22 protein-coding genes and 1 pseudogene are annotated in these 19,496 nt (G+C 74.3%); 12 read left to right on the top strand and 11 right to left on the bottom strand.

Translation table 11 applies throughout. The features are described 5' to 3' along the window. Positions 1–4: 4 nt before the first annotated feature. The 6 genes from hypE to hypA all read right to left on the bottom strand — a co-directional run bounded on the left by hypE (position 5) and on the right by hypA (position 6,203). Positions 5–1,084 (bottom strand): hydrogenase expression/formation protein HypE, encoded by a 1,080-nt coding sequence (hypE, locus tag LJ221_RS01255; RefSeq protein ID WP_302851929.1) that lies wholly within the window; start codon positions 1,082–1,084, stop codon positions 5–7. Beyond that, complete coding sequence (gene hypD / locus LJ221_RS01250; RefSeq protein ID WP_241712940.1) at positions 1,077–2,213, bottom strand: hydrogenase formation protein HypD; 1,137 nt, start codon at positions 2,211–2,213, stop codon at positions 1,077–1,079. Before hypD ends, hypE begins: the two co-directional genes overlap by 8 nt. Then, a complete protein-coding gene (locus tag LJ221_RS01245; RefSeq protein WP_241712938.1) occupies positions 2,210–2,521 on the bottom strand; it encodes a HypC/HybG/HupF family hydrogenase formation chaperone in 312 nt (103 codons plus the stop codon). The genes hypD and LJ221_RS01245 overlap by 4 nt, the downstream gene beginning before the upstream one ends. A 62-nt stretch (positions 2,522–2,583) precedes the next feature. Further along, entirely contained in the window at positions 2,584–4,983 is a 2,400-nt protein-coding gene (gene hypF / locus LJ221_RS01240; RefSeq protein WP_241712936.1) for a carbamoyltransferase HypF, read from the bottom strand. 15 nt (positions 4,984–4,998) lie between these two features. Continuing rightward, positions 4,999–5,796 (bottom strand): hydrogenase nickel incorporation protein HypB, encoded by a 798-nt coding sequence (gene hypB / locus LJ221_RS01235; RefSeq protein WP_241712934.1) that lies wholly within the window; start codon positions 5,794–5,796, stop codon positions 4,999–5,001. After that, positions 5,796–6,203: a hydrogenase maturation nickel metallochaperone HypA gene (gene hypA, locus LJ221_RS01230; RefSeq protein WP_241712932.1), complete on the bottom strand. Its 408-nt coding sequence runs from the start codon at positions 6,201–6,203 to the stop codon at positions 5,796–5,798. Before hypA ends, hypB begins: the two co-directional genes overlap by 1 nt. 364 nt (positions 6,204–6,567) lie before the next feature. Here hypA and LJ221_RS01225 point away from each other — a divergent pair. The 4 genes and pseudogenes from LJ221_RS01225 to LJ221_RS01210 all read left to right on the top strand — a co-directional run bounded on the left by LJ221_RS01225 (position 6,568) and on the right by LJ221_RS01210 (position 9,602). Beyond that, positions 6,568–7,411, top strand: a pseudogene (locus LJ221_RS01225) (nickel-dependent hydrogenase large subunit). Positions 7,412–7,618: 207 nt separating this feature from the next. Continuing rightward, positions 7,619–8,026, top strand: a complete 408-nt coding sequence (locus LJ221_RS01220; protein WP_241712930.1) for a DUF6084 family protein — start codon at positions 7,619–7,621, stop codon at positions 8,024–8,026. Then, complete coding sequence (locus LJ221_RS01215; RefSeq protein WP_241712928.1) at positions 8,014–9,138, top strand: hypothetical protein; 1,125 nt, start codon at positions 8,014–8,016, stop codon at positions 9,136–9,138. The genes LJ221_RS01220 and LJ221_RS01215 overlap by 13 nt, the downstream gene beginning before the upstream one ends. Further along, positions 9,135–9,602 (top strand): hypothetical protein, encoded by a 468-nt coding sequence (locus tag LJ221_RS01210; protein WP_241712926.1) that lies wholly within the window; start codon positions 9,135–9,137, stop codon positions 9,600–9,602. Before LJ221_RS01215 ends, LJ221_RS01210 begins: the two co-directional genes overlap by 4 nt. On the opposite strand, the gene LJ221_RS01205 is transcribed toward LJ221_RS01210, so the two are convergent. Then, positions 9,599–10,708 (bottom strand): PP2C family protein-serine/threonine phosphatase, encoded by a 1,110-nt coding sequence (locus LJ221_RS01205; RefSeq protein ID WP_241712924.1) that lies wholly within the window; start codon positions 10,706–10,708, stop codon positions 9,599–9,601. The genes LJ221_RS01210 and LJ221_RS01205 overlap by 4 nt on opposite strands. 776 nt (positions 10,709–11,484) lie before the next feature. On the opposite strand from LJ221_RS01205, the gene LJ221_RS01200 reads away from it, so the two are divergent. Together LJ221_RS01200 and LJ221_RS01195 are read left to right on the top strand one after the other, a co-directional pair. Beyond that, complete coding sequence (locus LJ221_RS01200; protein ID WP_241712922.1) at positions 11,485–11,700, top strand: hypothetical protein; 216 nt, start codon at positions 11,485–11,487, stop codon at positions 11,698–11,700. Positions 11,701–11,778: 78 nt separating this feature from the next. After that, positions 11,779–12,408: an acetoacetate decarboxylase family protein gene (locus tag LJ221_RS01195; RefSeq protein WP_241712920.1), complete on the top strand. Its 630-nt coding sequence runs from the start codon at positions 11,779–11,781 to the stop codon at positions 12,406–12,408. A 243-nt stretch (positions 12,409–12,651) separates the two neighbouring features. On the opposite strand, the gene LJ221_RS01190 is transcribed toward LJ221_RS01195, so the two are convergent. Both LJ221_RS01190 and LJ221_RS01185 read right to left on the bottom strand, forming a co-directional pair. Next, complete coding sequence (locus LJ221_RS01190; RefSeq protein WP_241712918.1) at positions 12,652–13,350, bottom strand: HAD family hydrolase; 699 nt, start codon at positions 13,348–13,350, stop codon at positions 12,652–12,654. A 78-nt stretch (positions 13,351–13,428) separates the two neighbouring features. Continuing rightward, positions 13,429–14,409, bottom strand: coding sequence for an RluA family pseudouridine synthase (locus tag LJ221_RS01185; RefSeq protein WP_241712916.1), 981 nt, complete (start codon positions 14,407–14,409; stop codon positions 13,429–13,431). A 124-nt stretch (positions 14,410–14,533) separates the two neighbouring features. Here LJ221_RS01185 and LJ221_RS01180 point away from each other — a divergent pair, with 124 nt between their 5' ends. Further along, complete coding sequence (locus LJ221_RS01180) at positions 14,534–15,076, top strand: cupin domain-containing protein (protein WP_241712915.1); 543 nt, start codon at positions 14,534–14,536, stop codon at positions 15,074–15,076. Between the two features lie 233 nt (positions 15,077–15,309). Here the strand turns inward: LJ221_RS01180 and LJ221_RS01175 are convergent, their stop codons facing one another. Continuing rightward, a complete protein-coding gene (locus LJ221_RS01175) occupies positions 15,310–15,720 on the bottom strand; it encodes a DUF2267 domain-containing protein (RefSeq protein ID WP_241713039.1) in 411 nt (136 codons plus the stop codon). Between the two features lie 135 nt (positions 15,721–15,855). Beyond that, entirely contained in the window at positions 15,856–16,101 is a 246-nt protein-coding gene (locus LJ221_RS01170) for a cellulose binding domain-containing protein (protein ID WP_241712914.1), read from the bottom strand. A gap of 251 nt (positions 16,102–16,352) precedes the next feature. Here LJ221_RS01170 and LJ221_RS01165 point away from each other — a divergent pair, with 251 nt between their 5' ends. The 5 genes from LJ221_RS01165 (at position 16,353) to LJ221_RS01145 (ending at position 19,399) form a co-directional block, all read left to right on the top strand. After that, on the top strand, positions 16,353–16,727 hold the full coding sequence (locus LJ221_RS01165; RefSeq protein WP_241712913.1) for an RNA-binding S4 domain-containing protein: 375 nt from the start codon (positions 16,353–16,355) through the stop codon (positions 16,725–16,727). A 357-nt stretch (positions 16,728–17,084) separates the two neighbouring features. Continuing rightward, positions 17,085–17,228: a hypothetical protein gene (locus tag LJ221_RS01160; RefSeq protein ID WP_241712912.1), complete on the top strand. Its 144-nt coding sequence runs from the start codon at positions 17,085–17,087 to the stop codon at positions 17,226–17,228. 82 nt (positions 17,229–17,310) lie between these two features. Further along, positions 17,311–17,610 (top strand): hypothetical protein, encoded by a 300-nt coding sequence (locus tag LJ221_RS01155; RefSeq protein ID WP_241712911.1) that lies wholly within the window; start codon positions 17,311–17,313, stop codon positions 17,608–17,610. 169 nt (positions 17,611–17,779) lie between these two features. Continuing rightward, on the top strand, positions 17,780–18,685 hold the full coding sequence (locus tag LJ221_RS01150) for a LysR family transcriptional regulator (protein WP_241712910.1): 906 nt from the start codon (positions 17,780–17,782) through the stop codon (positions 18,683–18,685). 108 nt (positions 18,686–18,793) lie between these two features. Continuing rightward, positions 18,794–19,399: a cysteine dioxygenase family protein gene (locus tag LJ221_RS01145; RefSeq protein WP_241712909.1), complete on the top strand. Its 606-nt coding sequence runs from the start codon at positions 18,794–18,796 to the stop codon at positions 19,397–19,399. The last annotated feature ends 97 nt before the right edge of the window (positions 19,400–19,496 follow it).

The raw sequence follows: 19,496 nt of genomic DNA, 5'->3' as shown, positions 1-19,496 counted from the left end.
CTTGTCAGCAGATGCGAGGCAGTTGCTCGCCCAGCGGCAGGTCCACCACGCGGGTGCCGCCGAACCCGGTGCGGGCCACGACCATGCCCGGGTGGTCCTCCACACACTCCCCGACGACCACGGCCCCGGCACCCTGGGAGTGCGCCCGCATCGCGGCGAGTACGGCATCGGCACGCCCACGCGGCACGAAGGCGACCAGACGTCCCTCGTTGGCCACGTACAGCGGATCCAGGCCGAGGAAGCCGCAGGCGGCCGACACGGCCTCCGGGACGGGCAGGGCCCGCTCGTTCAGTACGACGCCGGTGCCGGATGCCGCCGCGATCTCGTTCAGCGCCGTGCCCAGCCCGCCGCGGGTGGGGTCGCGCAGCGCGTGGAGATCCGGGGCGGCCGCGAGCATCGCCTGCACCAGTCCGCCCAGGGGCGCGGTGTCGCTGCACACCTCCACCCCGAACTCCAGTCCCTCGCGGACGCTCATGATGGCCACTCCGTGCATCCCGATCGGCCCGCTGACAATCACCACGTCGCCGGGTTCGGCGCGCTGCGGGCGGATGTCGACGCCCCCGGGGATCAGCCCGATGCCGGCGGTGTTGACGAAGATCCCGTCGCCGTGCCGGGCGTCGACCACCTTGGTGTCGCCGGTGGCCACGGTGACGCCGGCCGCCGCGGCGGCCGTGCCGACCGCCTGGGCGACCCGCCGGACCAACGCCAGTTCGGTGCCCTCCTCGAGGATGAACGCGCACGACAGGTACGCCGCCCGCGCTCCGCTCATGGCCAGGTCGTTGACGGTGCCGTTGACGGCCAGGTCGCCGATGCAGCCGCCGGGGAAGAACAGCGGGCGCACCACGTAGGAGTCGGTGGAGAACGCCAGGCGCGTGCCGCCCAGCGACAGCGCGGCCGAGTCGGCGAGCCCGGCCAGCGTCTCGTTGCCGTAGGCGGGGACGAAGAGGTGCTCCACCAGTTCCGCGGAGAGGGCCCCGCCGCCGCCGTGCCCCATGACGACCACCGGGTGGTCGCGCAACGGGGCCGGGCAGGTCCACTCGGCGGGGTCCACGGGGTCGGAGGTCGCGCTGGTGGTGTCAGCCAACGGAGGCCGCCTCCCTCGCCGGTCCGGTTCGGCGGGCCGGGCCGCCCAGGCGCCGGTAGAGGTGGTAGGCGGCGCAGGCGCCCTCGCTGGAGACCATGGTGGCGCCCAGCGGGTCGCGGGGGGTGCAGGCGGTGCCGAATGCCTCGCACTCGTCCGGTTTGAGCAGTCCCTGGAGCACCTCGCCGCTGCGGCACACCCCGGACTCGCGCGTCGTGATGCCGCCGACCTCGAAGCGGTGTTCGGCGTCGTACTCGCGGAAGGCCTCCGCCAGCCGCCAGCCGCTGGCCGGAATCACCCCGATGCCCCGCCAGGCGCGGTCGGTGACCTCGAAGACCTCCTCCAGCATGCGCCGCGCGGCGGGATTTCCCTCCTCCCTCACCGCCCGGGGGTAGGCGTTCTCCACCCGGTGCTCGCCGCGCTCGAGCTGGTGGACGGTGCGGCGCACGCCCTCGAGGATGTCCAGCGGTTCGAAGCCGGTGACCACGATGGGCACGCCGAAGCGGTCGGCCAGTGACGGGTACTCGGCCGTTCCCATCACGCTGCACACGTGGCCGGCAGCCAGGAACGCCTGGACCCGGCAGTGCGGTGCCCGCGTGATCGCCTCGATGGCGGGCGGCACCCGCACGTGCGAGATCAGCATGCTGTAGTTGCGGATGCCGCGCCGCCGCGCCTCGTGGACGGTCATCGCGTTGGCCGGCGCGGTGGTCTCGAAGCCGACGCCGAAGAAGACCACCTCGCGGTCGGGGTGGCGCTGCGCGATCTCCAGGGCGTCCAGCGGCGAGTAGACCACCCGTACGTCCCCGCCGGCGCTCTTGATCCGGAACAGGTCGCGGCCGGTGCCGGGGACGCGGAGCATGTCGCCGAAGGAGCAGAAGACCACCTCGGGGCGGGAGGCGATCTCCAGCGCCTTGTCGATCATCTCCAGGGGGGTGACGCAGACCGGGCAGCCCGGGCCGTGGACGAGCTCGATGTGTCCGGGCAGCAGCTGGTCGATGCCGTGCCGGATGATCGAGTGGGTCTGGCCGCCGCAGACCTCCATCATGGCCCAGGGGCGGGTGGCGGTGGCGTGGATGTCCTCCAGCAGCCGTTTCGCCAGCTCCGGGTCGTTGAACTCCTCGATGTACCTCACCTGGTGACCTCCTTCGCCGGTGCCGGCCGGGCCTGTCCGGCGTCGGCCGCCGCCCGTTCCCATGCGTCGCCGAACTCCTCGTCCAGCAGTCCCAGTTGCTCGAACAACTCCAGCGACGCCCTGGCCGACTCCTCGTCCAGCCGCTGCAGCGCGAAGCCGACGTGGACGATGACGTACTCGCCGGCCTCCACGTCGGGCAGGTAGGCCAGGCACACGTCCTTGACCACCCCGCCGAAGTCGACGCGCGCCATGCGCGTGCCGTCGCGTTCCTCGATCCCGGTCACCCTGCCGGGCACCGCCAGGCACATGTGCGTTCTCCGTCCGTCGCCGGCGAGTTCACCGATTGGGTCGTGAGGTTTGCCGGATCTCGTCAGGAAACTCCGGCACGCGCCGCCACGAGCAGCTGGCCGAGAGCCAGGCCTCCGTCGCCGGGCGGCACACCGTGGTGGCGCAGCACCGTGAATCCGGCGGCGCGCAGCCGCCGCTGGCACTCCTCGTCCAGCAGGGCGTTTGCGAACACTCCGCCGGACAGGGCGACGGTGGCCGCCTTGGTGTCCCGGCGCGCCCGGCGGCAGACCTCCTCCACCGCCCCGGCCACGGCCCGGTGGAACCGCGCGGCGACGACCGGGGCCGGGGTTCCGGAGCGCAGGTCGCGGGCGGCCTCGCGCAGTACGGGCGCGGGGTCGAGCACCATCGCGCCCGTGCCGCCCGGGACCGGCCGGCGCAGGGCGAAGGCGTACCCGGGCCCGCTTTCCCGCCATGCCGTCGCGGCGGCCGCCTCCAGTTCGACTGCGGCCTGGCCCTCGTAGCCCGTCCGGTGGCACACCCCGGCCAGCGAGGACACCGCGTCGAACAGCCGCCCCATGCTGGAGGTGGGCACACAGGCCAGCGAGCGCTTCAGCTGCCGCTCCAGCACGCGCCGTTCATCCGGCGGGCAGGCGGCGGCGCACGGCAGGCCCGGGTCCCAGGGGATCCCCGCGGAGCGCAGATGGGACAGCGCCATACGGCAGGGGTTGCCCACCCCGGCGTCGCCGCCGGGCAGGGGCACGTACGCCAGGTGCGCCAGCCGCCGGTAGCCGCCATAGCCGGCGAGCAGCACCTCGCCGCCCCACACGGCCCCGTCGTCGCCGTAGCCGGTGCCGTCGAAGGCGACGCCGATGACCGGGGTCCGGCCGTCCAGTCCGTTCCCGGCCATGGCCGAGGCGATGTGCGCGTGGTGGTGCTGCACCCGGCGCAGAGGCCTGACTCCGGCGCGGTCGCGGGCCCACCGTGCGGAGCGGTAGCCGGGATGGCGGTCGGCGGCCAGCACCCGGGGCACCACGCCGGTCAGCGCGCGCAGGCGCTCCTCGGCTCCGTCCAGCGCCCTCAGGGCGGCCAGGTCGTCCAGGTCACCGATGTGGGGGGAGAACCAGGCGGAGCGCCCCTCGGCGACGCAGATCGCGTTCTTCAGGTCCGCGCCGGCGGCCAGAGAGGGCTCCAGTGGCACGGGGAGCTCGACGGGGGCGGGGACGTAACCGCGCGAGCGGCGCAGGACGACCTCGCTCCCGTCCGCGCGCACCCGCACCACCGAGTCGTCGCAGGGCGCAGCGATGGGCCGGTCGTGCCACAGCCAGGCGTCGGCCAGTCCCGCCAGCCGGGTCAGGGCCTCGCGGTCGTCGGTCACGATGGGTTCGCCCGAGCGGTTGCCGCTGGTCATCACCAGCACCTCAGGACCGGGCGGATCGCCGCGCAGACCGAACAGCAGCCGGTGCAGCGGGGTGTAGGGCAGCAGCACACCCACATCCGGGCTGCCCGGGCAGACGCCGTCCGCCAGCGGGACGTCCTCCCGTTCGCCGGGCGTGTGGCGGCGCAGCAGCACGATGGGGCGCGGCCGCGCGGCCAGCGCACGGTGTTCGGCGGGGCCCACGCGGCCGAGCCGCGCGGCGCTCCGTGTGTCGGGGCACATCACCGCGAGGGGTTTGGCGCCCCGTGCCTTGCGCCCGCGCAGTGCGGCGACGGCGGCGGGGTTCGTCGCGTCGCAGGCCAGGTGGTAGCCGCCGATGCCCTTGACCGCCACGACCGCGCCTTTCTCCAGCAGCCGGCGGGCCCCGGCCAGCGCCTCCTCGCCCGTGGCCGCGGCCGGGGCAGCGGTCGTGCCGCGGGCGGGGGTGAGCCTCAGCCGGGGTCCGCAGTCGTGGCAGGCGACCGGCTGGGCGTGGAAGCGGCGGTCGGCGGGGTCGTCGTACTCCCGTGCGCAGACCGGGCACAGGGGGAAGACTGCCATGGTCGTGGTCGCGCGGTCGTAGGGCAGTGCGGTGGCGATGGTGAACCGCGGGCCGCAGTGAGTGCAGGTGACGAACGGGTGCCGGTGGCGGCGGTCGGCCGGGTCGGCCAGCTCCCGCAGGCAGTCGTCGCAGGTGGCGGTGTCGGGCGGGATCAGGGTTCGGCCCCCGCCCCGCTCGGAGGGGCGGATGACGAACCCCGGGCCGTCCGGGCCGGTCCCCATCGCGGGGATGTCCTCGGCCGCGACCGAGGAGACCACCGCCAGGGGCGGCGCCTGCTGCGCCAGCCCCCGGCAGAACGCCTCCACCGTCGCGGGCTCGCCCTCGACCTCGGCGACCACCCCGCCGGTGTTGTTCAGCACATGGCCCGACAGCCCCAGCCGCGAGGCCAGTGCGTGGACGAAGGGGCGGAACCCCACGCCCTGGACGGTGCCGCGCACGGTCAGGCGCCGCCGTACGCGCTCCGCTCCGTCGTCCGGTCCCGGCGGGTCCTCGACGGTGGCCGTCATGGCGCTCCCCCTCCGCTACCGTGCGGGCCGGCCGGCAACGGACAGCGCGCCCGGCCCGCCGGGGTGCGGGTGCTCGTGGCCGCGGGGGTGCTCATGGCGGTGCTCATGGCGGTGTTCGCGCGTGTTTTGCCCGGCGAGCGGGGGCCGGTGGGGGCGGGCGCCCTCGCACACGGCCAGCACCCCCTCCAGGAGCGCGTCGACACCCCGGCCGGTGCGGGCGGAGGTGTGCAGCACCTGGACTCCGGGATTGACCCGCTCGACGCTCTCGGCGAAGGCGTCGCCGTCGAATCCGGCGGCCTCGCCGAGGTCGGTCTTGCTCAGTACCACCAGGTTCGCCAGACCGAAGGCGGTGGGGTACTTCACCGGCTTGTCCTCGCCCTCGGTGACCGACATCAGCACCACCCGCAGCGTCTCGCCCAGGTCGTAGGCGGCGGGGCAGACCAGGTTGCCCACGTTCTCCACGAACAGCACCCGGGTGCCCGCCGGCGGCCAGCTCTCCAGATGGCCGCGCATCTGGGCGGCCTCCAGATGGCACAGCCCGCCGGTGAGCACCTGCTTGACGGGCGCACCGGACCTGGCCAGCCGCCGTGCGTCGTTCTCGGTGGCCAGGTCGGCGGTGAGGGCCGCCGCCGGTACGCCGCGCCCGGCGGCACGAGCCAGGAGGAGTTCCAGCAGGGCGGTCTTGCCGCTGCCCGGGCTGGACACCAGGTTGACGGCGGTGATCCCGCGGCCGTCCAGTTCGCGGCGCAGTCCCGCCGCCAGTCCGTCGTTCTTCGCCAGTACGGCCTGCCGTACGTCCACGACCCGGCACATCACGCGGCTCCTCCCTGTCGTTCCCCCTGTGGGGCCGAGCCGCCACCGCAGGACGCGCCGGCCGGAGGGAACGTGATGTCGACGATCTCCAGCTCCCGCCCGGACACCAGTTCCGTCGCGCCCTCCCCGCACCCCGGACACCACAGCCGCAGCGGGACACCGGGGGCGAATTCCAGCGCGCAGGCCGCGCAGCGGGCGCGGGCGGGGACGTCCTCGATGACGAGTTCGGCGCCTGCGAGCTCCGTGCCCTCGGTGACGACCTCGAAGGAGAACCGCAGCGCGTCGGCGACCACACCGGACAGTTCACCCACACGCAGACGCACCGCCTCCACCGAGGAGAGGCCGTGGCGGCGGGCGGTGTCCTGCGCGCTCTCCACCGCGGCGGCGGCGATCGACAGCTCGTGCATGGGGGGCCACGCTAGCCATCCGCCCCGGCTCCCCGGGGGCCGCCGGTCCGGAGGCCGGGCGAGTTCCCCCGTACAGCCCAAGTGCCGCGGCAGCTCCCCGTCCACGGCGGGCGCCCTCCGGCCGTACCGGCGCATCCGGTGGTGGAGCTCCCCGGCACGGCACGTTTGAATTGTGGGGGGTTTGTTGGAAAAATAACGCTTCGTGGAGCGGTCGGCGGCCCGGGGTGGACTCCGGTTCCCGCCACCCGCAGGGAAGGAAGGCCCCATGAGCACCGCGACACGCCGGCCCCCGGTGGTCGTAGCCAGTGACGACGGACCGCGCGCCGGCGCCGAGGACGCCGGCGAGGCTCGAAAGGACCGCTCCGTGACGACCAGCCAGACCGTCCCGGTCGAGCAGCGCACCCTAACCGGAGTGGCGTTCGCCCCCATCACCAGGATCATCGGCAACCTGGGCATCTACACCAAGATCGACTTTCCCAACCGGGAGGTCGTCGAGTGCCGGAGCACGTCCTCGATCTTCCGCGGCTGCAGCGTCTTCACGAAGGGCAAGGACCCCCGCGACGCCCACTTCATCACCAGCCGCATCCGCCATATCTGCGGCGACAGCCACGCGGTGTGCTCGATCTACGCGCAGAACATGGCGTACGGGGTGAAGACGCCGTCCCCGGGCGAGTGGATCGTCAACCTCGGCGGGGCCGCCGGGTACATGGTCGACCACACGATCTTCCAGGACAACACGGTCTTCGTCGACCGCTGCGAACGTATGGTCAAGGAGACCAACCCGCCCGTGGGGCCACCCCCAGGTCTTCACCGACTGCCCGGTGCGGCTGATGCACTGCGTGGACTTCGTCACGCGGGCCGTCGCCATGAACAACGACATCTTCGGCTTCTTCCACGAGGCCGTGCGCGGCGTCCTCTCCCACCACCTGGTGATCCGCGACAAGAAGACCGCCAACCACCATCCCTACCCCCCGACCCCCTGGAACGCCGGCCTCCGCGACCTCTACGGCACACCCGGCCCGTACGAGGACGCTGTCCAGGGTTGTCCCCTGTTCGAAGAGAACGGGCCGGGGGACTTCAAGGGCACCGGCATCATGCGCACCGTGCGCAGCTTCGACCCCTGCCTGCCGTGCGGCGTCCACATGTACCTCGGCGGCGGGCGCACCCCGCGCCAGACGCGCTCGCCCACCTTCGGCCGAGTCTCGTAGCGGGCGGCCGGACATGCCCTGGGACGACGAGTACGCGCGCGGCCAGGCGGCCCGCGCCGAGGAACCGCTGTCCGCGCTGGAGTCGCTGCCGGACGGCGCGGCGGCCGCCCGCGCCACCGACGCCGTCCACACCCTGGTCGGCCTCTACGGGGACTGCCTGGCCCGGACCGTGGACCGCCTGGGCCGGGAGGAGGGCGGTGGCGCACGGTGTGCCGGCTGGCCGGCGACGAACTGGTCGGCCACCTGCTGCTGGTGCACGGCCTCCATCCCGAGCCGGCCGGGACCCGGGCCACGACCGTGGTGGTCCCCTCCTTCGAGGGGACCACCACGGTCGGTCTGCCGGTGCCGTGTCCCTGCGACACCGAGCTGGCCGTCACCAAGTACCTGCGCGCCGCCCCCGACGGGGAGGTGCCGCTGGACTTCCTCTTCAGCGGCACGGTCTTCTTCGACGGCGGCCGGGGCCGCCTGACGCTGGGGACCCTGGACGACGCCGTCCGCGCCCTGCCGGACCGGGCGGAGGGCCTGTGTGCCCGCTCCCCTGCCGCTTCCGGCTCCCCCGGCGTCCCCAGCACTTCCGAAGCACCCGAGACCACCGGAGCACCATGGACGACGTGACACCGGCGGAGCGCACGGCCGAGCCCCTGGGGAAGGCCGAGAAGATCGTGCGCACCTGCCTGTACGAGGGGTATCTGCTGTGGCCGTACCGCAGGTCCGCGCTGAAGAACACCAAGCGCTGGACCTTCGGCGGCGTCTTCCCGCGATCGTGCGCCGACGCCCTGGGCGAGGCGCACCGGATGCGCACCCAGGTGCTGCTCGATACCGGCGGCGTTCCGGCCGACCGCACCGAGGTGGCGGTGTGCGTGCGGTTCCTGCACGTCGTCGACCGCGGCGTGGTCAGGGAGGGCCCCGGCGGGCCCGAGGCGGTGGACGAGCTGACGGTGGACGGCGAGCGCCACCTCGCCTGGCGGGAGGCGACCGAGCGCGAGGTGTCGGTGCCCGTGCGGCTGGGCGAGGTCCTCGGCCGGACGGTACGCGCTCCCGTCGACGTCCCCGCCGGCACCGACCGCGAACCGGTGCTGGACTCATCGGGCCGCACCGCCGGCGCCCTCGTCCGCCGGTGGAACGCGCTCAGCGGCACGGTCGAGGCCGGCGCCGAGCCCGTCGCCGACGGCGTGTTCCGGCTGACCGTGCGCGTGGAGAACACCACCCCGTGCCCGGCGCCCGACCCCGTGGACCGGGGCGCGCGGGAAGCGGCCTGCGCCTACGCCTTCGTCTCCACCCACACCGTGCTGCACAGCCGCACCGGGCGCTTCGTCTCGCTCCTGGACCCGCCCGGACGGCTGCGGGAGGCGGTCTCGGCGTGCGAGAACCAGGGCACCTGGCCGGTTCTCGTGGACGACGAAGCGGGCGCCGACACCGGTGACGGCGGTGCGGACGGCACGGGTGACGGATCGTTCGCCCGCACGGTGCTCTCCTCCCCCGTCACCCTGTACGACTTCCCCGAGGTGGCCCCCGAGAGCCCCGGCGACCCGTTCGACGGCACGGAGATCGACCGGCTGCTGGTCCTCGGTGTGATGAGCCTGGCCGAGGACGAGAAGCGCGAGGCACGGGCCTGCGATCCCAGGGCCCGGGAGATCCTGGACCGCTGCGCGGGCCTGGGTCCCGACGAACCGCTCGCCCTGCACGGCGCCATCCGCGAGTTCCGGCCCGTGGAGGAGAAGGCATGAGGGAAGACAGGACGGTGCTGGTCGGCGGGGTACGGCTGCGCCCCTCGCCCGGTGCCGATGTCCTCGACCTCGCCCTCACCGGGCGCACCGCCGAGATCGACGCGGCCGAGGGGGATATGGGGGGCCGCGTGCACGTCGCGGTGGTCCTCGACGACGACCCGGCGGGCATCGACTTCGGTACCGGCGGGCAGATGGGGCACCGCTTCTTCTCCCCCGGGGAACTGGAACCGTCCGGGCCGCCCGGGGAGCCGGCCGCCCCCGGCGCCCGGATCCTGGTGGCCGGGACCGGCAACGTCTTCCTCGCCGGCGACGGGTTCGGTCCCGCGGTGGCCGAGGCGCTGCGCGACCGGCCCCTGCCCGGAGGTGACCCGATGAGGAACGGTTTCTTCGTCCCCGCGGCCGTGGTGCGCGCCGCCGTGTGCGTCCTGTTGGCCGCGGCCCGGGGCGGCCTGAACACCGCCTAACGGCGGCCGGCGGCCGGGGCCCCGCCACCGCCGGAGGATGCCTCCCGCTCCCGCTCCGGCGTGCTCCGGCGCAGGACCAGAAGGGCGATGTCGTCCGCCGCGGCGCCCCCGGTGTGGACCGCCAGCTGCTCCAGCAGACCCGCGGCCACCTCGCGGGGGGAAGCGTCCACCCATCCGGTCAGGCGCTCCTCCAGGGGGAAGAAGGCGCCGGAGGAATCGCGTGCCTCGGTGACACCGTCCGTGCACAGCAGCAGCATGGCGTCGGACGGGAGGGCGAACCGCTCGACGGCACGGGATCCCGGCGCGAGGGAGCCCAGCCCGAGGGGCACCCCGAAGTTCCGCAGCGGGACCGGCCGGGCCGCCGGCCCGGGTCGCTCCCGGCGCAGCAGGTACGGCGGGATGTGGCCGCAGTCCACCACCTGGACGTCGCTGCCGCTGTCGGCGTTCAGTACGAGCGCGGTGACGAAGCGTTCGGGCTCCCCGGTCCGCGCCTCGAAGGTGTTGTGTCGGACGACCGCGCTCTCCAGGGCCTCCACCACCGCGGTGAGTTCCGGCTCCCGGCCGGCGGCCTCCCGGAACGCGCCCAGCACCGCGAAGGCCGTCCCGATGGCGGGCAGCCCCTTGCCCTGGACATCGGCGATGAGCACCCGGGTGCCGTACGGCGAGGCCATGACCTCGTAGATGTCGCCGCCGACCCTGCTGTCCTCCTCCACCGGCTCGTACACCCCGTCGGCCAGCATCCGGTCGGTGAGCAGCGGGAGAGGGCGCAGGATCTGGCGTTGCAGCGCGGCGGCGGCCGAACGCAGCCGGGTGATCTCCGCGTCCCTACGGCCGCGCTGCCAGGCCCCGGCGATGCTCAGCCCGCCCAGCACCGCGGTGAAGGTGACCGTGGAGAGGTTGGCGGAGACCGTCTGGAACGGGTCGTAGACCAGCAGCCCCACCAGGACGAGAACGATCCACGCCGCGGCGACGGCGGTCTGCCGCGCCGTACCCCGGCCCGCGATGAAGGCGGGCAGGAAGATCAGCAGGGGGACCAGACCGAGACCCCGGTCGGTCAGGTAGTCGGACACCACCACCAGCGGCGTCACGACGACGAGCAGGGACACCAGCGTCCGGGACCTGAGCCTGGGAGGGGCGTACCCCCGTCTCCGGCTCCCGGCCACCAGCGCTCCACCGGGGGGTTCAGGGCCGCGCACCGTCGCTTCCGCACCTCTCCTGGTCGGGTCCACCGGAACGGTCCGTGCCGCGCGGAACGGACCCGGTGTCCCAACCCTCCCCCATCCCACGGCCCCTGCGGGCCATTCGCGCGCCACGTCACCCGTGCGCACGAGCGCCGCGCCCCGACACGCCGACGGCGCCCTCCCCACCGCTCGGCGAAGTCCGCGCGCCGAGCGGCGCGGCACTCATGACGGCATCGGGCGCCGTCCGCACGCGTGCCGACCTGAACGGCGGGTACGCGGAGGACACAACCCGCAGGGCGGCCACAGCGGTCAGCGGATTTCGGTGCGCTGACGCCGCCGACGGCCGGGTGTTCGTCCCCCGTGCAGGCCGGCCGCCGGCTCCTCACTTCTCCGGCCGGCCCCCAAACGAGCCGAGACACCCCGACTCCGGCTCGCCTTGGACGAGGAGGCCGGACACGGGAGGAGGACGCGCCGCCCGGCGGGCCCGCCAGGGACCCGCACGAGGCGGCCGCCGTCCGTCCGGCTCCAGGGCTCCCGGACGACTCCGCGGAGGCGCCCTGAGTGACGGCCCGGTGACGCAGCGACAGACCGACAAATACTCATGGGTGACCTGGGCGGCCGAATGCGGCAGACCACCGCGCGACGGGGCCGCGCCGGGGTCACGGTGGAAGTCCCCCAACGTCTCGAAGGAGATCGATCCCATGGGTCGTCTTGTCCGCGTGTCCGCGGTCGCTGCCGGTCTGTGCTGCGCCCTGTTCGCCGCCGCCCCCGGCGCCACCGCCGCGTCGGCCAGCCCCGAGTCGGGCGTCCAGATGTGCTCCGAGCACATCAACCCCGGCCTCCTGGGCGGCCTGTTCCCGAGTGCGGGTAGCCAGACCAAGGGCTGCATGACCAGCAGCGCTGCCATGGCGGAGTGATCACTTACCGGCGTACCGGTCGGGTGCCCCGGGGTACTGTCCACGAACCGTCGGCCCGGTCGGGAAGGAGCCGTTGGCATGCCGGATTCCGCTTCCGCTCGGGGCGGGCCGCTCCCGCCGTATCCTCCGGCCCCCTGGAGCTTCCGGGGACATCTGTGGGCGGCACTCCTGCCGGTGCACCGCCGGCTGCCCGTCCCCCCGGACCTGCGCCCGCTGGCGGGGACCTCCCTGCTGGCGGTCGGTCTCGTACGGTACCGGGAGGGCACCCTCGTCTACGATGAACTGGCCATGGGCCCCCTGGTCCGGCGCGGCCGCCGCGCCGGCCTGCTGATCGACCGCATCTGGGTCAGCGACGCCGCATCGGTGCGGGGCGGCCGGGACATCTGGGACCTGCCCAAACAACTCGCCTCGTTCACATGGACGGACCGCTCGGTCCACGTCGCCGACCACGACGGCCCGGTCGCCTCTCTGACCTTCGCTCCGGGAAGGCTCCGCCTCCCGGCCCTTGCGCTGCCCCTGCCGGGTTTCTCCGGCTCGGCCGGGCGGCGGTTGTTCGTCCCGGGCCGCCTGGCGGGATCCCCCCGCCAGGAGAAAGTGGCGGTCACCTCGTGGTCGGACCGGCTTCCGCCCCTGGCCCGCACCACCGCCCGGGTCTCGGTGGCCGTACGCCCCTTCCGCATGACCGTTCCGGGACCGGTGCGCTGCTGACCGGCGGCCATGGCGGCCCCGGGCCCGCCGCCGCCCCCCCAGGTCGGTCGGCCCCGTTCGACGGCGGGATCACCGCGGACCCGGTGGATCCGGTGCGGGGCGAGCACGCTCGGCCGCTCGATCCGCCTCTCCATGGCCGCCCGCCCTCCCAGTGCGGCCAGGACGTCGCGGAAACGGGCGAGCCCCCTGCCGAAGCGCCGACGCACGCGGCCGGCGCGGCGGAGGGCGGAACCCGGGCGGGGCTCAGTCCCCGCGGAGCCGGCGGGCGAGCAGGCTGGCGTCGAGGTGGGCCAGCAGGTCAGCGGGATTCTCGTAGACCTCCGCGGCACCCGCCTCCTCCAGTTCCCGCCGGGTGATACCGCCCGAGAGCACGCCCACACAGGGCACGCCCGCCCGCCCGCACGCCGCCACGTCCCACACGGTGTCGCCGACGAAGGCGGCCCGCTCCGGGGCGGCCCCCGCGTGATCGAGCGCGGAACGCACCAGGTCGGGTGCGGGTTTGCTGGCCTCCACGTCGTCGGAGCTGGTCGCGGCGGTCACCGCCTCGTCCGCGCCCACCGCTCGCCGCATCGCCTCCAGTTCGTCACCGCGCGCGGAGCTGGCCAGGACGACCGTCCAGCCGCGGCCGGCGCAGGCCCTCAGCAGCTCGGCGGCTCCTTCCAGCGGGGCCAGCCGCGGCCAGTACTCGGCGTACAGGGTGCGATGGGCCGCACTGACGGAGGCGGCCTCCCGCGGATCGTGGTCCTCGCCGAGGAAGCGGGCGAGGAGCTGATCGCTTCCCATTCCGATGGTCCGGTGGATCACCGACATCGGCACCCGGCGGCCTGCCTGCCGCAGCGCCTCCCACCAGGCCACGGTGTGCAGGTAGGTGGTGTCCACCAGTGTGCCGTCCACGTCGAAGAGCACGGCCCTTTCCGTTCCGTCGCCGCTCGTCCCGCTCATCCGCAGCCCTTTCCGCCGGTTGGCCTTCCGGACCGTCTTCCCCGTTGTCCCGGGGACTCCCGGCCGCGGGCCGTGCGATCACCCGGACGGGCGGGCACCGCCCGCCGCCGGGACTCCCGCCCCGGCGGCCCACGCCCGAGGGCAGTCCCAGGCGGACAGCGTGCGGCGACTGGTGAAGCTGCGCGCGCGGCCGGTGACCGGGTCGGTGAACTCCAGTGTCCTGGCCAGTAGTTGGAGGGGGCGCCGGAAGTCGTCCGGGGCGGGGTCGGTGACCTCCGGATAGACCGGGTCGCCCAGGACGGGGACACCCAGGGAACTCATGTGCAGACGCAACTGGTGGGTGCGGCCGGTCACCGGCACCAGCCGGTAGCGGCCGAGTCCGCCGCGGTGCTCGATCAGCTCGACCCGGCTGACGCTGTCGGGTTCCCCCGGCACCTCACGCGCGGCGATGACCCCGCGTTCCTTGACGATCCTGCTGCGGACCGTGCGCGGCAGCTCCAGGCCCGGGTCGTGAGGCGCCACGGCCTCGTACTCCTTGCGCGCCCGCCGGTCCTGGAAGATGCCCTGGTATGCGGCGCGGTACTCGGGGCGGACGGTGAACATCACTACCCCCGCCGTGAGCCGGTCCAGCCGGTGCGCCGGGCTGAGCTCGGGCAGTCCCAGGTCGCGGCGGAGCCGGGCCAGCACGGTCTCGGTGACGTGCCGGCCGCGCGGCGTGGTGGCCAGGAAGTGCGGCTTGTCCGCGACGACCAGGACGTCGTCGCGGTGCAGCACCTCCACCGCGTACGGCACCGGCACTTCCTCGGGCAGCTCCCGGTGGAACCACAGACAGGTCCCCGGCCGGTACGGGGCGCCGGGTGCCAGCGGGCCTTCCGCGCTCCAGACGGCGCCCTCGTCCAGCATGGCGTCGATCAGGGCCGGCGCCACCGCGGGCAGCCGGTCGACCAGGTGGTCCCGCACCGTCTCCCAGGGGCCGTTCTCGGGCAGCCTGAGGCGGACTGGGTCGATCCCGTGGCGCTGCGGCAGGGGGGAGGGCGGCACGGAGCGTCTGCGTCTCATCTCGGAGAACGAGCCTAGCGCCGTGCCGGGGCGCCGTCCGCGGGCGGGGCCGGGGCGGGCGGGCGGGCGGGCGGGACGACCGTAGGATCGAAACGCCCGTCCACGCCCCTTTCCGGAGGTGCCGGTGTCCCCCGACCAGACCCCCCGCGTCGAGATCCCCCGCGTCCTGACCGATCTCGACGACCGCGTCGCGCGGTCGGCGCCGGACGAGAGCGGGGCGCTGTGGCGGCTGGCCGAGTCCGGACGGCAGCTCGACGCGAATCTGGTGCGCCTGCCACCGGGCACTCGCGTCGGCGAGCACGCCGAGAACGATCTGGATGTCCTGCTGCTGGTGGTCGCCGGAGGCGGGGAGGTGGAGGACGGCCTCGGCGGACGCCAGGCGCTCGTTCCCAAGGCCCTGGTGTGGCTGCCGCGCACCTCGCGGCGGGCCCTGCGGGCGGGCCCGGAGGGCCTGGTCTACCTGACCGTCCACCGCCGGCGGCCCGGTATGGGCGTGGGCATGCGCCCGCTCTCCGCGGAACGTGCCGCTCCTGGCGGGGAGGAGGGCGGTGAGGGACCGTGCATGCTGGACCGGGTCTGCCCCGCGTGCGGCCGGATGAACGAGCGGCCGGGTCCGGGGGCCTGCGAGCGGTGCGGCGAGCCGCTGCCGGCGCCGGGGAGCGTGTAGGCGCCCCGGCGCCGGAGCGCCCCGCTCCGCGGCACCCCTCCGGCGGTCAGCGAACCCGGCAGCTGTGGAGCAGCAGGAACACAAGGGCCGTGCCCGCCAGGCTGACCAGCGGCGAGCCCAGGCATCCGGCGCGGTTGGAGAAGAATACGAACACGGTCACCGTCTCAGAGGTCGCCGCGCGGACGCCCCGGCGGGTCCCGGGGCGCCGGGCCGGTGGTCCGCACCGCCCCGGCTCACGTGTGCCCAGAACTGCCCGAGAAGAGCACCCGTGCGAGTTCCTCGTCCAGAGAGGGGCGGATCTTCGCCGAGCACGCTCCGCCGGTGGCCTCGTCGACCACCTCGATCACGCAGCGGGCCTCGTGTATCGCCTTGGGGCGGTCGGCCGAGGCGCGCTGCGCGACGCGGTCGAAGAACTCCTGGGTGCTCATCCGCATGCCCGAGACCGGCTCGTCGGGCGCGTACGCGACCCTGCGCAGGTGTTCGCCGATCTCGCGCGGGAGCTGGGCGGCCAGCTTCTCCGCGACCGTGGCCGGGACGCGTTCCGCGAGGGTCTCCAGGCTGGCCCGGGTGGCCGTCTCGGCCGCGCCGGGGTTGTCCAGCCGGGCACGTGCCTGTACCTGTCCGAGGAAGGTGTCGTACCGCATGGTCACCTCGTCCCTTCTTCGCCGACCCAGCCCCGGTACCCGGGCGGAAAGGGAGGAAACACCCTCCCCGGCGGCTCCGGGCCGACCCCGCGACGGCGGGGCCGGCCCGGAACCGGACCGCTATGGGCGGCCGTGTCAGGAAGCGGCGCAGACGGTGTCCGGCACGGCCGGGGAGCCGAACGTCACCGAGCCGTCCGGGGCCAGCGGCGCGTTCCAGTCCACGCCGGCGGCGATCACGGTGTCGCCGGAGCGGGTGAGCGTGACGTTCCAGACGCCGCCGAGTGTGAAACCGCCCCGCGGGGTCCACCAGCGCACCGGCCCGGCGACCAGCGCCAGCGCGGCGGCCGCTGCTGCGACAGCGCCTCTCCTGCGTCTCCGCACGTTTCCGGCTCCTGAGGTAGGCGGTCCGACCGAGCACTCCCCACAGCACGGCCCGCCGCCTGATGGGAGCGCTCTCATATTTGCTGCCAGACCTTCCTCCCGTCGGCGCCGGCCGCCAAGACCCCTGTACGGGTTCTCCGCGGCGCCCTCGCGCCCGCGCACCGGCCGTCAAAGGCGCCGTTGCGGCGGCGAAGGGCGGAGGGAGGAGACGGCGCCCCCGCCACACGGCGCGCTCCTCTAGAGTCGGGGGCATGGCTGCACAGGAGGGGAGCGTACGGATCGACAGCTGGATCTGGTCCGTCCGGCTCACCAAGACACGTTCGACGGCCGCCGCCGCCTGCCGCGGAGGCCACGTCCGCGTCAACGGCGACCGCGTGAAGGCCTCCCACCCGGTACGCCCCGGTGACGAGGTGCGGCTGCGCCACCTGGGACGCGACCGGGTCGTCGTCGTCACGCGCCTGGTGCGCAAGCGGGTCGGCGCCTCCGTCGCGGCGGAGTGCTTCGTCGACAACAGCCCGCCCCCGCCCCCGCGCGAGTACACCGCCCCGGCCGCCCGGCGCGACCGCGGCACCGGCCGCCCGACCAAGCGGGAGCGGCGCGAGACGGAGCGGCTGCGCGGCCGCTGATCCCCGCCGGCGCGCGAATCCGGGCGACCTGACGCCCGCGGGGTGCGGCCGCCCGGATTCGCGGTGGGGAACACCCCTCCGCCTGCCCGCGGTACCGGTCGCGCCGGCTTCTTTGGCGGCCGCGCTCCTCCCCCGCGGCGCCCTCCGGCTTCCCGGCCGCCGCCCGGACACCCCTGTCCGCGAACCGCGGCGGGGCAGGGCCGAGGGCGGGATCGGACACATCCGGACGCACCGTCAGATGACGCGGAGCAGGGCTCCCATCCGTTTTCCTTTGACACTGCGTATGTCCAACATCGCTCCGTCCTTCGCCGCCCTCACCAGCGGCGACCCGTCACCGTGAACCACTGCCGGGGAGAGATGGCACTGCGCACCCGTGTGCCGAGACGGCAGGGGCGGTCGGCGAGCGGAACATTCCGTCTGGGTTCGCTGCGTCCGAAATCGATCCGGGCGGCCCTGCTCATCCTGGCCGGCGTGCCCAGCCTCGCCATGATCTCCCTGTGAGGTGACGGAAGACCGAACATGACACAGCGAACCACCACCACCGACCAAGACCTGGAGTGGCTGCTGGACGGTCCGGTCGAGCGTGCCGGGCACCCGGCACCCCGTCGTCCTGTCGGACGACGGGCTGGCGATCAGCCAGTCGGGCACCGTCGAACGCACCGCCGCCGAGCGGCCGGCAGTCGTCGCCTCCCGGGATGTGGACGCCGAGGTGATGGCCGTGGCCATGCGCGCCCTCGCCCAGGAGGCGGCGATGTCCCTGGAGGACGCCCTCGTCCTCGCCGAGCTGCTCGCCGGCGGCGCCGACTGGGGTGAGAAGACGCTGGCCGCCTGCCGCAGGTGCGCATGGCCGTGGAGAACTCCGTGCGGCTGGGAGCCTGGCTGACGGAGAGAGTGTGGGACGCGGACGTGCCCGGACTGACCGGCCGGACCATGACGGCGCTCGGCGAGCACCCGTAGGGGCTTGTCCTTCCGGTGCTTCGCGGGCCGTGCACGCTCCGCTGAAGGCTCGTAGTGGTCCCTCACCACCCCCAAAATCCGTTTATCGTTCCGGCATGTTCGATTCGCGGCACATCAGGACCTTCCACGAGGTGGTCCGCACCGGTTCGTACTCTGCGGCGGCCCGCTCCCTGGGGTACACACAGCCCGCGATCACCCAGCAGATGAAGGCACTGGAGCGGGCCGTGGGCACCCCGCTGTTCCTGCGGGCCGGCCGGCGGATGCGGCTCACCGAGGCGGGCGAGGCCCTGTCCCGGCACGCCGGTGTGATCCTTGGCAGCATGGAGGCCGCCCAGCGGCAGATGACGGCGCTGACCCGGCTGCGTGCGGGGCGGGTGCGGGTGTGCGCGTTCCCCAGCGCGGGGGCCACGCTGGTGCCGGAGGCACTGACGCGGCTGGCGGCGGACCATCCCGGAATCCGGGTCGAACTGCAGGAGAGCGAGCCGCCGGAGTCGCTGGACCGCGTGGTGCGCGGCGAGTGCGACATCACCCTGGCCTTCACCTACCCCGGCCTGCGCGAACAGGTACCCGGCGAACTGGTCGAGGTGCCGCTGCTGGAGGACCAGCTCACCGTGCTGATGCCCACCGGGCATCCGATGGCGCGGCGGCGGGCGGTCCGGCTGGCGGAGCTGGCGGACGAGCGGTGGATCGCCGGCTGCCTGCGCTGCCGCGCCAACTTCCTGCACGAGTGCGCCGAGCTGGGTTTCGCCCCCGACATCGTCTTCACCACCGACGACAACCTCGTGGTGCAGAGCCTGGTCGCCGAAGGGCTGGGCATCGCCATGATGCCGGGGCTGGTGCTGTCCTTCCTGGTCCACCGCAAGGTCACCGGGCGCGCCCTGGACCCGGCCGCCCGGCGGCAGGTCTCGGCGTACGTGCTCCGCGAGCATCTGCGGATACCGGCCACCGCGCTGGTGCTCCAGGAGCTGCGGGCGGTAGCGGCGAACCGCGCCGGCCGCTGAGGACGGCCGCCGGGCGGCCCGCTCCGCGGCTTTCCATAACCAGATTTTGGAGAACGGCGAAGAAAACCTCGTTGGACGTGATGGAAGGTTGGGCGCGACGCTGCGGACATGGCCGCTTCGCTCTCCTCCACCACGCATCCCGACACCCGTCCGGTCGCCCACACCACCGGCCCGGGGACGACCGACCGCCTCGCCGCCCTCGTCGCGGACATCCGCGCGGCCGTGGGCCGGGGCCTGCCGCCGGACCCGACCGCATACCTGGTCGGCGAGAAGCTGGCGCCCCACCTGGGCGCCCCCGACCTGCTCACCCCCGGGCAGCGCGAGGGCGGTCCCGAGCACTACCGCCAGCACCTGCTGCACGCCGAGGCGGACGGGAGTTTCTCGGTCGTGGCCCTCGTCTGGCTGCCGGGCCAGCGCACCCCCGTGCACGACCACGTCTCCTGGTGCGTCACCGGAGTCCACGAGGGCGAGGAGCGGGAGCGCCGCTACCGGCTGCTGCCCGCCGACTCCCCCGGCGGCCGGGCACGGCTGGTGGCCACCGAGGACGTGGTGAATCCGCCGGGTTCGGTGTGCGGCTTCGCGCCCCCCGGCGACATCCACCGGGTCTGGAACGGCGGCTCGGACAGGGCCGTTTCCCTCCACGTCTACGGCGCCGACGTCTCCCGTCTGGGCAGCAGTGTCCGCCGGGTCTACGACCTGCCCGCCGACCGCTGATGGCGCTGCTCGGGCAGCGGCCGGGACGGCACACCGGGGAGCAGGACGGCGGGCGCCCCCCCGCGCGTCCGGCCGGGCCGGGGCTCCGGCGCCGGGA

This window comes from Streptomyces sp. CNQ085, assembly GCF_022614595.1.
Taxonomy (GTDB): Bacteria; Actinomycetota; Actinomycetes; order Streptomycetales; family Streptomycetaceae; genus Streptomyces.
The sequence above is the reverse complement of the archived record's forward strand: the minus strand, read 5'-3'. Positions and strand labels throughout refer to the sequence as shown.